Raw genomic sequence first — 14,450 nt, 5'->3', positions numbered from 1 at the left:
TAAGATGCGGGAGAGAACGACGCTTGGATTTTTGTTTAAGCAGATCAGCACAATTTACGAAAAAGAATTTAACCGCAAACTACGTACGCTGGGAATCACAGCTTCACAGTGTGCGGTGCTGGATTATTTATTTACAAGCAGAAAAGAGCATGTAACCCAGAGAGATATTGAAAAAGCGCTGAGTCTGCGTAATCCGACTGTGACAGGACTTATGAAACGACTGGATGAAAAAGGATTTATCCTTGTAGTACCGAGCAACGAAGATAAGCGTTGCAAGAACATTTACCTGACTGAGAAAGCATATGATATTCAGAGGAGGATGGAAACAGACCGGAAGAAACTGGATAAGATGCTGACACTGGGAATGAATAAAAAAGAAGTAGAAGCATTGAAAAAGATGCTGGATCGTGTACTGTATAATATAGCCGAGCCTTAGAGGCCGGCTTTTTTTACTGTTTTTCTGTAATACATGAGCTGACTTTACATAGATTTAACATAGATTTCATCTGATTTGCATGTGCATTCGCTAGAATAGCAACGATAGTAAATTGTACAGCAAAAAGGAGAGAAATCAATATGAATGAAAATATGCGGATTGTATTTGGTCTGCTGGGGGGACTTGCAATCTTTATTTATGGAATGAATATGATGAGCGAGTGTCTGCAGAAAGCAGCTGGAGAGAAAATGAAAAGTATTTTAGCGTTACTGACAAAGAATCCGGTTCTTGGTGTGCTTGCCGGAGCGCTTACAACGGCAGTTCTGCAGAGCAGCAGCGCCACAACGGTCATGGCAATCGGATTTGTCAGTGCAGGACTTATGAACCTGCCACAGGCAATTTCTATTATATTTGGTGCAAATATCGGAACAACCATGACGGCACAGATTATTGCATTTAAGATCAGCGATTACATATATATCATTATTTTTGTGGGATTTATCATTGCATTTATTGCAAAATCAGAAAAAGCAAAAAGTATAGGACAGACGATATTTGCATTCGGTCTGTTATTCCTTGGAATTGAAACAATGGGAGATGTCATGAAACCGCTGGCATCCAGTCCGATGTTTACACAACTTATTGCAAGTGTAAAACATATTCCGGTTCTTGGAGTGGGAGTAGGTACATTAATGACGCTGGTCGTACAGAGTAGTAGTGCAACCATCGCAGTCTTACAGAATTTTGCAGCACAGGCAGGACCAGACGGTATGACAAGTATTCTTGGACTTACTGGTGCGATTCCGATCCTGCTTGGAGACAATATCGGAACAACGATCACGGCACTTCTTGCAAGTATAGGACAGACGAAAGATGCAAAGAGAACAGCCGTGGCGCATTGCATTTTTAATATATCAGGAAGTTTTTTATTTATATGGTTTGTGAAACCATATGCTGCACTGATCCGTTTTATTTCACCAAAAGGACCGGAAGTGGAAGTGATTTCCAGACAGATTGCGAATGCGCATACTTGTTTTAATATTACAATGACACTGATCTGGGTATGCCTGATTGGAGTGATGGTGAAGATTGTTATGTTCCTGATTCCGGATGGAAAGAAGACTGAATCAGATCCGTTTGAGACATTATATTTGGATGAGAATGTGAAAAATCAGCCGGCAGCAGCGCTGCAGCTTGTCGCAAAAGAGATTTTACATCTGAGCGATCAGGTGAAAAAAGTTCTGCATGATACGGTGACTGTCGTAAAAGAAAATCAGATGCAAGGTGTAGATAAGATACAGGAGGAGAGTGCGAAAGTAACAAAGCTCACAGATAAAATCACAGATTATCTGGCAGGATTATTTTCTTCCGGACTTTTGACCGAACAGCAGGCATCCCAGACAGCGGGACTGATGTATGTGCTGGGAGATGTGGACCGAATCGGTAATTTAAGTGCCGGAATTGCATTATCTATGAAAGAAAAAGAAACAAACCAGTATAAATATTCACAGGAAGCGATGGATGAACTTGCAAAATGTCTGAAAACTCTGGAGAAGATGTTTGATTCAGCGACAAAGGCATTACGCGGTGATACAACAGTAGAGCTTGAAAAGCTGATGAAGCGCAAAGACAAGATTGTCAATTTGGATATTATGATGCGAAAATCCCATATCCAGCGTGTCAACAAAGGAAAATGTAAAGCGAGTCTGACAACACCATTTACGAATATTCTTCATTTGATTGACCGTATGGGAAACAGTTGTATCAACCTGGCTGATGCGGCTACAAATGAAGTGGCATTAAAATATTTCCTTCCCAAAGATGAGATGACAATGTAAGAATCGAGGCAGAAAGAAAATTTTATAAAGTATAAGTGATTAAGGTTCATGCAAAAATAAAGCATGGACCTTTTTGTTCCTCCTTAATGAGAAAATGGTGTGAATAAGTCTCCTTGTAATTTTAATACATGTATGATAAATTAGTAAATGTAAATGATAATCAAAATCAAAATCAAACAAGAAAAGGCGGGAACATCAAAATGCCAGTGGAAGTTGTAGCATGTATGTTAGCAGATAAAAATAGTTGGAAGAGATTACAGTTTCAGTTAATCCTGCAATGTGCTCCATTGTTCAAAGGATATAAAGTAGCCTGTATTACGAATGTCCGCAGAGAGGATATGAGAAATATGCATCTGCTTCTTAATGGAACGGGAATCTGTTACCGTGCACTTACATTTTGCAGAGACAAATACCTGGTGTTGTTATATCGCCCGGCACAGTTAAAAACATATCTGAAACAACCGGAAGTGAAGACGTTCCTTGCTGATTACGGTTATGAAGAAAACAGTCTGGAAAAAGTGCTGGAAAGACTTTCGTTAAGAGTACGGGAACATTCAAAAAATGAGATTGAATTTCCTCATGAAATCGGAATTTTCCTTAACTATCCACTGGAAGATGTCAGAGGCTTTATTGAGCATAAAGGACAGGACAGTCTCTTTTGTGGATATTGGAAAGTATATCATGATCCGGAAAAAGCAAAACTTACATTCTGGACATACGATAAGGCAAAGGACTGTGCAGTAAATGAATTTCTGGCAGGAAAGACAATTCGGGAAATTGTAGCATAAGACAAAAGACAGCAAGAAAGGGGACAAATCGATGAGTGTTGTTATTATAGGCGGAAATGAAAGAATGGAACATCAGTATAAACAGATCTGCAAGAAATATAAATGTAAGGCAAAAGTATTTACCAGAATGGCGGGCAATCTGAAGACACAGATCGGTCAGCCGGATCTGATCATTTTGTTTACTTCAACAGTGGCACATAAAATGGTACACTGTGCGTTGAAAGAAGCAGAGCGTTACAATATCCGTGTGGAGCGTACACACAGTGCAAGTGCAAATGCACTGGAAAATGTTCTCGTTGAATGTTGTGGTTAATATAATATATAGCATATAGCAGGATATCAGGAATAAAAGAGCCTGAGATGTATAGGCTTAAAAGAGGAACGCAAATTGCGACGTTTCTCTTTTTTTTATAATATTTTCATGTTAATATGAAAAAGACAGCTTGCAAGGAGGATACATTTTTATGAGTTATGCAGACAAAGTTTTTATAGATATGTGCCGTGACATCATTGACAATGGCACAGATACCAGGGGAGAAAAGGTCCGTCCGAAATGGGAGGATGGGACGCCGGCTTACACAATTAAAAGATTTGGAGTGGTGAACCGCTATGATTTGTCCAGGGAATTTCCGGCTCTGACGCTCAGGAGAACAGCGATCAAGAGCTGCACGGATGAACTTTTGTGGATCTGGCAGAAGAAATCGAATAATATCAATGACTTGCACAGCCATATCTGGGACAGTTGGGCAGATGAGAATGGCTCAATCGGCAAAGCATATGGATATCAGCTTGGCGTGAAGCATCAGTATAAAGAAGGCTTGTTTGATCAGGTTGACCGTGTGATTTATGACTTAAAAAATAATCCGTACAGCCGCAGAATTATGACAAATATATATGTACATCAGGATCTTCATGAGATGAATCTCTATCCATGTGCATACAGTATGACATTTAATGTGACGAAGAAGGAAGGACACGATAAGCTGACATTGAATGCTGTTTTAAATCAGAGATCGAATGACGTGCTGACAGCAAATAACTGGAATGTCTGCCAGTATGCGGTGCTTGTGCATATGCTGGCACAGGTGTGTGATATGGAAGCCGGAGAACTGGTACATGTGATCGCGGATGCGCATATTTACGACAGACACGTGCCGGTAATAGAAGAACTGATCGCAAGAGAACCGCTTCCGGCACCGAAGTTCTGGCTGAATCCGAAAGTAAAAGATTTCTATGATTTTACGAGAGATGATGTAAAACTGATCGATTATGAGACGCATGAGCAGATTAAAAACATTCCGGTTGCAGTTTAAAAAAAAGAAAGGGCGAGATAAGATGAAATTAATAGTTGCAGTTGATAAAAACTGGGCGATTGGAAAAAACAACCGCCTGATGTGGAGCATTCCGGCAGATATGAAATTTTTCCGTGAGACAACAAAGGGGAATATTGTCATTATGGGACGGAAAACACTGGAAAGTTTTCCACAGAGCCAGCCACTTAAAAACCGGGTGAATATTGTAATCAGCAAGAATCCGGATTACAAAGTAAAAGACGCGGTTGTTGTACACAGTGTAGAAGAAGCACTGGAAGAAGCGAAGAAGTACGAGGGAGAGACATTCGTAATCGGTGGGGAGAGCATTTACCGTGCGATGTTAAAGTACTGCGATACAGCTCTGGTTACAAAGATTGATCATGCGTATGATGCAGATACTTATTTTCCGAGTTTGGATGAAGATCCAGAGTGGAAGATGACAAAGATCAGTGAAGAACAGACATGTTTTGATCTAGAGTATTATTTTACGGTATATGAGAGGATTTAAAAAGAAAGATGAGAATACTGAGTATTACGGCACAGAAGCCAAACAGTACCGGTAGTGGCGTGTTTTTGACAGAACTTGTAAAGGAATTGGCAGCAAAAGGACATGAACAAGCAGTAGTTGCCGGTGTTTATAAAGAAGATAAGACAGAAGTTCCGGAAAATACAAAAATATATCCGGTTATTTTCAAGTCAGAGGAGCTGCCGTTTCCGATTGCGGGAATGTCGGATGAGATGCCTTATGAAAGCACGAGATATTGTGATATGACAGAAGAAATGGCAGGGCAGTTTGCAAATGTTTTTCTGACGAAGATCAGGCAGGCAGTAAAGGAATTTCAGCCGGATCTGATCTTAAGTCATCATCTGTATCTGCTTACAGCACTGGTGCGGGAACATTTTCCGGAACTTCCGGTATATGGTTTCTGTCATAATACAGATCTCAGACAATTGCAGAAAAATGTGTTAAAACAGGAGTATATCAAAGCGCAGATTGCGAAGCTAAACCGGATTTTTGCTTTGCATGAAGAGCAGAAGACGCAGATCTGCCAGATGTTTCATGTAACAGCAGAACAGGTGGAAGTATCTGGAATGGGCTATAACAGTCATATTTTCCGTGATCTTCATATCCGGAAGGTTCCCGGAAAGACGAAGATTGTGTTTGCTGGGAAAATCTCAGAGAAGAAAGGCGTAGAGAGTCTGCTCCGAAGTCTTGCTTATCTTCCGTATGAAGCAGATAAACTGGAAGTATATCTGGCTGGCGGTGCAGGAAATGAGACAGAGTATGCAAGAATCTGCAGACTGGCAGAGAAGGCACCATATCCGGTTCATTTTCTTGGAAAACTGGAGCAGATGGAGCTGGCAAAAGTATATAATACATGCGATATCTTTGCACTACCATCTTTTTCGGAAGGATTGCCGCTTACAGTGATCGAAGCACTTGCATGTGGCGACCGTGTTGTGATGTCGGATCTTCCGGGAATCCGCGAATGGCTGGATACATATGCGCCGGGAGCGGATATCCGATATGTAGAACTTCCACGGATGAACCGCGTGGATGAAGCAGTTAGAGAAGAACTTCCGGCTTATGAGAAACGCATTGCAGAATCATTGCAGGAAAGTGTAGAGGAAAAGTGTACCAGACCGGCTGATGTAAGCCGGATCTCCTGGGGAAAAATTGCAGAGAAAGTTCTGGTATAGTGCCATACAGCTTGATGGATATTGTTCTTTGCAGTTAAAAATATATCAGTTGACAGAAGATATTCAGAAAGTTATAATTGTATTACTTATTTGAATGAGTGAAACAATAGATAGATTTTATAAATAATTGTGAAAATGCTATGACAGGGAGGAGTACATAATTTACAGATCCACAGAGAGAAGATGGCTGGTGTGAATCTTCGTGAAGTGATTATGGAAGTAGCCCCCGAGCAGTGAATTGAAAGCGAAAGCAAGTAGGCTTCAACGCAGTCCCAGCGTTAGATGGGAACGATATCGGATGTAGGAGTCCTGTATCGGCAGAGTGCAGAGACAAAAGTTTCTGAATTTAGGTGGTAACACGGATGAGTAATTCGCCCTAAGCATAGAGCTTAGGGTTTTTTTAATGCCAAGGAGGTTGTGCAGATGAAAAAAATCAGTGGAAACAAATTATTAGTAAAGGCTTTGAAGGAAGAGGGCGTAGACACATTATTCGGCTATCCGGGAGCCTGCACGATTGATATCAGTGATGAGTTATACAAACAGGATTATACGAAAGTGATCCTGCCAAGACAGGAAGTTGCGCTTGTGCATGAAGCAGATGCATATGCAAGATCTACAGGAAAAGTCGGGGTGTGCCTTGTAACAAGCGGACCGGGTGCGACAAACCTGGTGACAGGAATCGCGACTGCTTATTATGACAGCGTACCACTTGTATGTTTTACCGGACAGGTATCCAGACATCTTATTGGAAATGATGCATTTCAGGAAGTCGATATTGTCGGTATTACGAGAAGTATTACAAAATACGGAGTAACTGTACGTAGAAGAGAAGATCTCGGACGTATTTTAAAAGAAGCATTTTATATTGCGAGAACCGGAAGACCGGGACCGGTATTAATTGACCTTCCAAAAGATGTTATGGGAGAGCTGGGAGATGCAGAGTATCCAGAAGAAGTAAATATCCGTGGATACAAACCGAATACACATGTACATATCGGACAGTTAAAACGTGCACTGAAAATGCTCGGAAAGGCAAAGAGACCGCTGTTTCTTGCCGGAGGTGGCGTTAATGTTGCTCATGCACAGGAGGCATTTACAGAGCTTGTGGAATGCACACATGTGCCGGTAGTAACAACGATTATGGGAAGAGGAGCAATTCCAACAAATCACCCACTTTATATTGGAAATCTTGGTATGCATGGCGCTTATGCGTCCAATATGTCAGTAAATGAATGTGATCTGCTGTTCTCTATCGGAACAAGATTTAATGATCGCATCACAGGTAAGTTACATTCTTTTGCACCAAAAGCGCAGATTGTTCATATCGATATTGATACAGCTGCCATTTCAAAAAATGTACAGGTCGATGTTCCAATCGTAGCGGACGCAAAAGAAGCAATCGATAAAATGTTAGAGTATGTGACAGAGTGTGACACAGAAAAATGGCGTGCACAGGTTGAAACATGGAAAGAAGAACATCCGATGAAGATGAAGAGAAAGCCGATCATGACACCACAGGATGTAATCGATACGATCAACAAGGTATTTGATGCAGCAATTATCGTAACGGATGTTGGACAGCATCAGATGTTTACAGCGCAGTTTATAGAAATTACACATAAGAAACAATTACTGATGTCCGGTGGACTTGGAACGATGGGATATGGACTTCCAGGTGCGATCGGAGCCAAGATCGGTAATCCGGATACACCGGTTATCTCTATTTCCGGTGATGGCGGTATGCAGATGAATATTCAAGAACTTGCAACGGCGGTGCTGGAAGAACTTCCGATCATTTCCTGTATTTTCAATAATAATAATCTGGGAATGGTTCGTCAGTGGCAGAAATTATTCTATGGAAAACGTTACTCCATGACCTGCCTGCGAGCGGGAGCAGCATGCAGGGGAAAATGCGGTGAAGTTCCATGTCCGGAATATACACCGAATTTCCTGAAACTTGCAGAATCCTATGGAGCGAAGGGAATCCATGTTTCAAAAGTGGAAGAGATTGAACCGGCATTCAGAGAAGCAATGCAGAGTAAAAAGACGCCATATATCATTGAATTTGATATTGATCCGGAGGATCTTGTATATCCGATGATCCAGCCGGGCGGTACATTAGAAGATATGATCATGGATTGTTAAGCAGGAAGGGGAATGATTATGAGTGGAAATAAAATGAAAAAACGCTGGATTTCTTTATATGTAGAAAATCAAGTCGGTGTCCTGTCTAAAATCTCAGGGCTGTTTTCGGGAAAATCTTACAATCTGGACAGTCTGACTGTTGGAACAACGGAAGATCCGACTGTATCACGAATGACGATCGCGACCGTCAGCGACGATGAAACATTTGAACAGATTAAAAAACAGTTAAACCGTCTGGTAGAAGTAATTAAAGTCATTGATTTTACGGATGTATTTGTCAGAATGAAGGAAATTCTCTATGTAAAAGTGCAGAAATGTACACCGGAAGATAAGGTAGAACTGTTCCAGATTGCAGAAACATTTAAAGCAAAAGTTATTGATTATGGTAAAGACAGTCTGCTTCTTGAATTTGTACAGACAGCGACAAAGAATGATGCAGTAATCAAACTTATGAAAGAAGAGTACAAGAGTATTGAAGTTGTCCGTGGAGGAAGTGTCGGTATTGAATCGATTAGCATGATGGAGCGATAAATAATTTTGTGAAAATTGTACACGTAAAAAACAGAGTGCACTCTTGAATTTTTATATAGACAGTATTATAATACTTGCATACAATGATGTTGGGACAAAAGCCTCAACTATGATGCCTGCGGATTGTTTCGTGTTAAGTGGTATCATAAATATATTTAATTGTAAAAGGACGGAGGAATAGAAAATGGAGAAAAAAGATATCGATTGGAGTAATCTTGGATTTGGCTATGTAAAGACAGATAAGAGATTCGTATCAAATTATAAAGACGGATCATGGGATGAAGGTGTATTAACGGAAGATGATCAGGTTGTCATCAGTGAATGCGCCGGAGTACTGCAGTATGCACAGACATGTTTTGAAGGCCTGAAAGCATATACGACAGAAGATGGACACATTGTAATGTTCCGCCCGGACTTAAATGCAAAGAGATTTGCTGATTCTGCAGCAAGACTGGAAATGCCGGTATTCCCGGAAGATAAATTTGTACAGGCTGTACATGATGTTGTAAAAGCAAATGCAGCTTATGTACCACCATACGGATCAGGAGCTACTCTGTATGTACGTCCGTATATGTTTGGTTCTAACGCTGTTATCGGTGTAAAACCGGCAGATGAGTATCAGTTCCGTGTATTTACTACACCAGTTGGACCATACTTCAAAGGCGGAGCAAAACCAATCACAATCAGGGTCAGTGATTTTGATCGTGCAGCACCGCATGGAACAGGACATGTAAAAGCCGGACTTAACTATGCAATGAGCTTACATGCAATCGTAGATGCACACGCACAGGGATACGATGAAAACATGTATTTGGATGCAGCTACAAGAACAAAGGTTGAAGAGACTGGTGGAGCTAACTTTATTTTTGTAACAAAAGATAAGAAAGTAGTAACGCCGAAGTCAAGCACAATTCTTCCTTCTATTACAAGACGTTCTTTGATGTATGTCGCAGAACATTATCTTGGATTGGAAGTAGAAGAAAGAGAAGTATATCTGGATGAAGTAAAAGACTTCGCAGAATGTGGACTTTGCGGAACAGCAGCAGTTATCTCTCCAGTAGGCAAGATCGTAGATCATGGTAAAGAAATCTGCTTCCCAAGCGGAATGGAAGAGATGGGTGAGATCACAAAGAAACTATACGATACATTAACCGGAATTCAGATGGGACACATCGAAGCTCCGGAAGGATGGATCCATACAGTCTGCTAATTACACATCAGTTAGTAAGTTTTAAAAGACTTTATGTGGCGGGGATTTATTCCCCGTCCTTTTTATATGATAGAATTGTGGGAGACGTATATATCCTAAAAGCAGGAGAGACAATTATCATGCCTGCAAAGAAACCACACGCTGTATACGGAGAAGAGAGATTTAAAATGCTTCTGAATGTTGTGTTTTAAAATGCATATAGTCGTTTGAAAATAAAATTACAATATCAAGATTTAAAATCTGTATTTATAGAAAGTATATCTGTAAATACAGATTTTTTTTGGCGATGAGGAAAATTGGTTTAGTATCCTGAAAAAGTCTGCCGGTGTCATGTTTTATAGGTGAACAAACAGTATATAACAGTTGACAACAGTTATATACTGTTATATACTGTTTGCAAAGAAGGAGGGCGAAAGATGTATCTGATTATTAATCACTCATCCATGCAGCCGATTTATGAACAGATTGTAGAACAGATTAAAGAGAAGATTATAAATGGAGAATTTTCGGAAGAGATGATGCTTCCGTCTGTCCGTACAATGGCGAAAGATTTAAAAATCAGTGCGCTCACTGTAAAAAAAGCCTATGATGCATTAACAGAGGAAGGATTTGTTGTGACGGTACATGGAAAGGGAAGTTTTGTAGCATGTGCCAATCAGAATATGCTGCTGGAGGAAAAGAAAAAAGAAGTTGAGGCAGAACTGGAAGCGGCAATCCATAAAGGAAGAAGCTGCGGATTGACAGATCATGACTTGACGGAATTATTTGAAATTGTATTGGAGGGTTAGAGATGGGGAAAGATGTGATGATAAAACTAAATCATGTACAGAAGAAATATCCGGATTTTTCGATGGATTGCTCTCTGACAGTATATCCTGGAATGATTACGGGACTGATCGGAGCGAATGGAGAAGGAAAAAGTACGACATTTAAACTAATTCTCGGGCTGATTGGAAAAGAAGCAGGAGAGATGGAAGTGCTGGGAAAAAAACGAGAGTGCAGTAATGATGGAAAACAGCCAGAAAAAGAAATATTACAGCAGACAGGAGTCGTGTTAGCGGAAACCGGTTTTGGAAGTTATTTTACAATTCATGATATTATCCCATTTCTGGAAGACTTATATCCGGAATTTGAAAAGGATAAATTTCTACAGTATTGCGAAGAATATAAACTTCCAATGAATAAGAAAATAAAGGAATTTTCGACAGGAATGAAACGAAAATTACAGATATTTGCAGCAATTACACATAAAGCGAAGTTATTACTTTTGGATGAACCGACCAGCGGGTTGGATGTGGTGGCGAGAGAACAGATGCTGACACTGTTGCGGGAATATATGGAGACGGAAGGACGGGCGATTCTGATCAGTTCGCATTTATCAGGAGATCTGGAAACATTTTGTGATGATATTTATCTGATTCAAAAAGGGACAATTACATTTCATGAAGAAATGGATCGGATATTAGATGCATATGGATTATTAAAAGTATCAGATGAGGTATATAAAAAAATGGATAAGTCACATATTATCTGCCGGAAAAAAGAAAATTTCGGATGGAGCTGTCTGACAGATCAGAAGGCATATTATCAGATGCATAATCCGGAAATTGTAATAGAAAAAGGAAGCGTGGACGAATTAATCCTTTTGATGGCAGGAGGAGAGAGAATATGAAAGCATTACTCATGAAAGATTTAAGAACTTTAAAAAATGAGAGAAGATTGTGGGTTAGTATCATCGGTGTAAGTGTTTTATTTGGTGTTTTGTTTCAAAACTGGTATTTTATGATGGGATATATCATGTTTGGGTTATCTATGATTGCCCGGACAATGTATCAATACGATGTGGCGGACCGGGGAATTGTTTATCTTATGACACTGCCCATTACAAGAAAGGAATATGTGAAGGAAAAGTATCTGCTGAGTCTTATGAGTATATGTATTGGTGGTATTTTAAGTATGATTCTTACTAAAATCGGGATGCTCTTTACACCGGATCAGGCAGATAGTAATCAGGAAATTTTTAGTGCGTTTCTTGGAATATTGGCAGTTGCATTAGTTCTTTAGGCAATTATATTTCCGGTAGAACTGAAATATGATGTATCAAAATCAAGAATTATTATTTTGCTGCTTGTAATGGGGATTATTATCCTTTTTACAGCATTTGATATGTTAATAGGCGCAATACTGGTAGCATTTATTACCATCTTTGTAGATGCATTTGGAGGTATATTTATACAACATTTTTTAAGTACTGTGTTACTATCTGCAGTTGTGGTGGGAATGATTTATTTCTCTTCTTATCGGAAATCAGTTAAAATTATGGGGCAGAAAGAGTTCTGATCAGAAGTTTTCTAAATATTTCAGAATTTACGAAAACCCTTGCAACAGCAAGGGTTTTATGCTATCCTATTAAGGTCGCAAAAAACACGCATATATTTGTCCAAGATGGTGCCGTCCTGATACAGGAGGTTTCAAAGACTTACATATATGCGGAAGTAAAGAACCAAATGGAGGAAAGAAACATGAGCGTTATTTCAATGAAACAGCTTTTAGAAGCAGGTGTTCACTTTGGACATCAGACAAGAAGATGGAACCCTAAAATGGCTCCGTACATTTACACAGAGAGAAACGGTATCTACATCATCGACTTACAGAAATCTGTAGGAAAAGTTGATGAGGCTTACCAGGCAGTAGCAGATATCGCAGCAGAAGGTGGAAACATTCTGTTCGTTGGAACAAAGAAACAGGCTCAGGATGCTATCAAAGTAGAAGCAGAGCGTTGTGGAATGTTCTATGTTAACGAGAGATGGCTTGGAGGAATGCTTACAAACTTCAAGACAATTAAGAGCAGAATCGCTCGTCTGAAAGATATCGAGAGAATGTCTGAAGATGGAACATTTGACGTATTACCGAAAAAAGAAGTTATCCAGCTTAAGAAAGAATGGGAGAAACTTGAGAAGAACCTTGGCGGAATCAAAGAAATGAAGACTATTCCGGATGCAATCTTCGTAGTAGATCCTAAGAAAGAAAGAATCTGTGTTCAGGAAGCACATACACTTGGTATTCCGCTTATCGGAATCGCTGATACAAACTGTGATCCGGAAGAGTTAGATTATGTAATTCCGGGTAACGATGATGCTATCCGTGCAGTAAAACTGATCGTTTCCAAGATGGCAGACGCTGTTGTAGAAGCTAATCAGGGAGCAGCTGATGCTGATGAAGTATACGAGGAAGTTGCTGAAGAAGCAGAGGCAGTAGAAGAGTAGGATTCATTCTTTTTAATGATGGAGGATAAAAAAATGGCAGTTACAGCTAAGATGGTAAAAGAATTAAGAGAGATGACTGGTGCAGGAATGATGGACTGCAAAAAAGCTCTTAATGAAACAGATGGAAACATGGACGAGGCAGTAGAATATCTGAGAAAGAACGGCGAAGCTAAGGCTGTTAAAAAAGCCGGACGTATCGCAGCAGAAGGTATTGTTATGGCTGATGTCAAAGATGATAAGACTGCAGCAATCGTAGAAGTTAACTCAGAGACAGACTTCGTTGCTAAGAATGCAGAATTCCAGGGATTTGTTAAAGCTGTTGTTAATCAGGCAATCGCTTCTGAGTCCAAAGATATGGAAGCATTTATGGCAGAAACTTGGAACGAAGATGCTTCTAAGACTGTACAGGATGCTCTGACAGAGAAGATTTCTGTTATCGGAGAGAAACTGAACATCAGAAGATTTGAGAAAGTTGTTACTGACGGATGTGTAGTATCTTATATTCACGGTGGCGGACGTATCGGTGTTCTTGTTGAAGCAGATACAGATGTTATCAATGACGAGATCAAAACTTGTCTGAAGAACGTAGCTATGCAGGTAGCAGCTATGTCTCCAAAATATACTTCCCGTGATGAAGTAGATCAGTCCTTCTTAGACCATGAGAAAGAGATTCTTCTTGCTCAGGCTAAACAGGAGAATCCGAACAAACCGGATAACATCATCGAAAAGATGATCATCGGACGTCTCAACAAAGAGATGAAAGAGATTTGTCTGTTAGACCAGGCATACGTTCAGGATAGCGACCTTACTGTAGCTAAATATGTAGAGAAGGTTGGAAAAGAGAACGGAGCTAACTTAAGCGTGAAGAGATTTGTTCGTTTTGAAACAGGTGAAGGCCTTGAGAAGAAGAACGAAGACTTCGCAGCAGAAGTTGCAGCTCAGATGGGTAAATAATCTGATATTTGCTGCTCTTTAATAAGACCCATAAAACCCTTGAAAATCCAGTGTTTTCAAGGGTTTTTCTTATGCCGGAAAGGAAATCATATGGCAAGATTAATTTCTATTGTAAAAGAGTCATGACCAAAGAGTGATAATTAAATCATATAGACAGGGTATGGCAACAGCAGGTTGCTTTTCGGAACATGAATTTATCTATATGATATTAGAGATGAGCAAAACACATTAATTCAAAAGTAGGACGTGGCAGTTAGTTTCCATAAAG

At 39.9% G+C, this 14,450-nt stretch carries 15 protein-coding genes, 1 pseudogene and 1 other annotated feature; all 16 genes and pseudogenes read left to right on the top strand.

Going from position 1 to position 14,450, the window contains the following annotated elements; translation table 11 throughout:
- Positions 1 to 4 precede the first annotated feature (4 nt).
- The 16 genes and pseudogenes from DWY31_RS04020 to tsf all read left to right on the top strand — a co-directional run bounded on the left by DWY31_RS04020 (position 5) and on the right by tsf (position 14,182).
- Positions 5 to 436, top strand: coding sequence for a MarR family winged helix-turn-helix transcriptional regulator (locus DWY31_RS04020; protein ID WP_021861541.1), 432 nt, complete (start codon positions 5 to 7; stop codon positions 434 to 436).
- A gap of 140 nt (positions 437 to 576) precedes the next feature.
- Positions 577 to 2,274, top strand: coding sequence for a Na/Pi cotransporter family protein (locus DWY31_RS04015; RefSeq protein WP_118519603.1), 1,698 nt, complete (start codon positions 577 to 579; stop codon positions 2,272 to 2,274).
- A 200-nt stretch (positions 2,275 to 2,474) separates the two neighbouring features.
- Positions 2,475 to 3,062, top strand: coding sequence for a DUF3793 family protein (locus DWY31_RS04010; protein ID WP_021861539.1), 588 nt, complete (start codon positions 2,475 to 2,477; stop codon positions 3,060 to 3,062).
- 31 nt (positions 3,063 to 3,093) lie between these two features.
- Entirely contained in the window at positions 3,094 to 3,375 is a 282-nt protein-coding gene (locus tag DWY31_RS04005; protein WP_117538343.1) for a DUF2325 domain-containing protein, read from the top strand.
- Positions 3,376 to 3,526: 151 nt separating this feature from the next.
- Positions 3,527 to 4,375 carry a thymidylate synthase gene (thyA, locus tag DWY31_RS04000; RefSeq protein WP_021861537.1) on the top strand — a complete coding sequence of 283 codons (849 nt, stop codon included), beginning with the start codon at positions 3,527 to 3,529 and terminating at the stop codon, positions 4,373 to 4,375.
- Positions 4,376 to 4,397: 22 nt separating this feature from the next.
- Entirely contained in the window at positions 4,398 to 4,883 is a 486-nt protein-coding gene (locus DWY31_RS03995; RefSeq protein WP_021861536.1) for a dihydrofolate reductase, read from the top strand.
- An 8-nt stretch (positions 4,884 to 4,891) separates the two neighbouring features.
- Positions 4,892 to 6,076 carry a glycosyltransferase family 4 protein gene (locus DWY31_RS03990; protein ID WP_118519602.1) on the top strand — a complete coding sequence of 395 codons (1,185 nt, stop codon included), beginning with the start codon at positions 4,892 to 4,894 and terminating at the stop codon, positions 6,074 to 6,076.
- Between the two features lie 131 nt (positions 6,077 to 6,207).
- Positions 6,208 to 6,458 (top strand) — a binding site (T-box leader).
- A gap of 41 nt (positions 6,459 to 6,499) precedes the next feature.
- Positions 6,500 to 8,221, top strand: a complete 1,722-nt coding sequence (gene ilvB, locus DWY31_RS03985; RefSeq protein WP_118519601.1) for a biosynthetic-type acetolactate synthase large subunit — start codon at positions 6,500 to 6,502, stop codon at positions 8,219 to 8,221.
- Between the two features lie 18 nt (positions 8,222 to 8,239).
- Positions 8,240 to 8,752, top strand: a complete 513-nt coding sequence (gene ilvN, locus DWY31_RS03980) for an acetolactate synthase small subunit (protein WP_021861533.1) — start codon at positions 8,240 to 8,242, stop codon at positions 8,750 to 8,752.
- A 184-nt stretch (positions 8,753 to 8,936) separates the two neighbouring features.
- Entirely contained in the window at positions 8,937 to 9,962 is a 1,026-nt protein-coding gene (locus DWY31_RS03975; RefSeq protein ID WP_118519600.1) for a branched-chain amino acid aminotransferase, read from the top strand.
- 95 nt (positions 9,963 to 10,057) lie between these two features.
- Positions 10,058 to 10,153: pseudogene (locus DWY31_RS14450) on the top strand (cupin domain-containing protein); the annotation flags it as partial.
- Positions 10,154 to 10,378: 225 nt separating this feature from the next.
- Positions 10,379 to 10,750 (top strand): GntR family transcriptional regulator, encoded by a 372-nt coding sequence (locus tag DWY31_RS03965; RefSeq protein WP_021861530.1) that lies wholly within the window; start codon positions 10,379 to 10,381, stop codon positions 10,748 to 10,750.
- A gap of 17 nt (positions 10,751 to 10,767) precedes the next feature.
- Positions 10,768 to 11,634 carry an ABC transporter ATP-binding protein gene (locus DWY31_RS03960; protein ID WP_118519699.1) on the top strand — a complete coding sequence of 289 codons (867 nt, stop codon included), beginning with the start codon at positions 10,768 to 10,770 and terminating at the stop codon, positions 11,632 to 11,634.
- Positions 11,631 to 12,026: an ABC-2 transporter permease gene (locus DWY31_RS03955; RefSeq protein ID WP_118519599.1), complete on the top strand. Its 396-nt coding sequence runs from the start codon at positions 11,631 to 11,633 to the stop codon at positions 12,024 to 12,026. The genes DWY31_RS03960 and DWY31_RS03955 overlap by 4 nt, the downstream gene beginning before the upstream one ends.
- A 458-nt stretch (positions 12,027 to 12,484) precedes the next feature.
- Positions 12,485 to 13,228 carry a 30S ribosomal protein S2 gene (gene rpsB, locus DWY31_RS03945; RefSeq protein ID WP_117538340.1) on the top strand — a complete coding sequence of 248 codons (744 nt, stop codon included), beginning with the start codon at positions 12,485 to 12,487 and terminating at the stop codon, positions 13,226 to 13,228.
- Positions 13,229 to 13,261: 33 nt separating this feature from the next.
- Complete coding sequence (tsf, locus tag DWY31_RS03940) at positions 13,262 to 14,182, top strand: translation elongation factor Ts (RefSeq protein WP_117538339.1); 921 nt, start codon at positions 13,262 to 13,264, stop codon at positions 14,180 to 14,182.
- Positions 14,183 to 14,450 lie beyond the last annotated feature (268 nt).

It is taken from the genome of Dorea sp. AF24-7LB (assembly GCF_003478575.1).
Lineage (GTDB): Bacteria > Bacillota > Clostridia > Lachnospirales > Lachnospiraceae > Dorea_D > Dorea_D hominis.
Note: the sequence above shows the minus strand (reverse complement) of the source record. Positions and strands in the feature narration are given on the sequence as shown.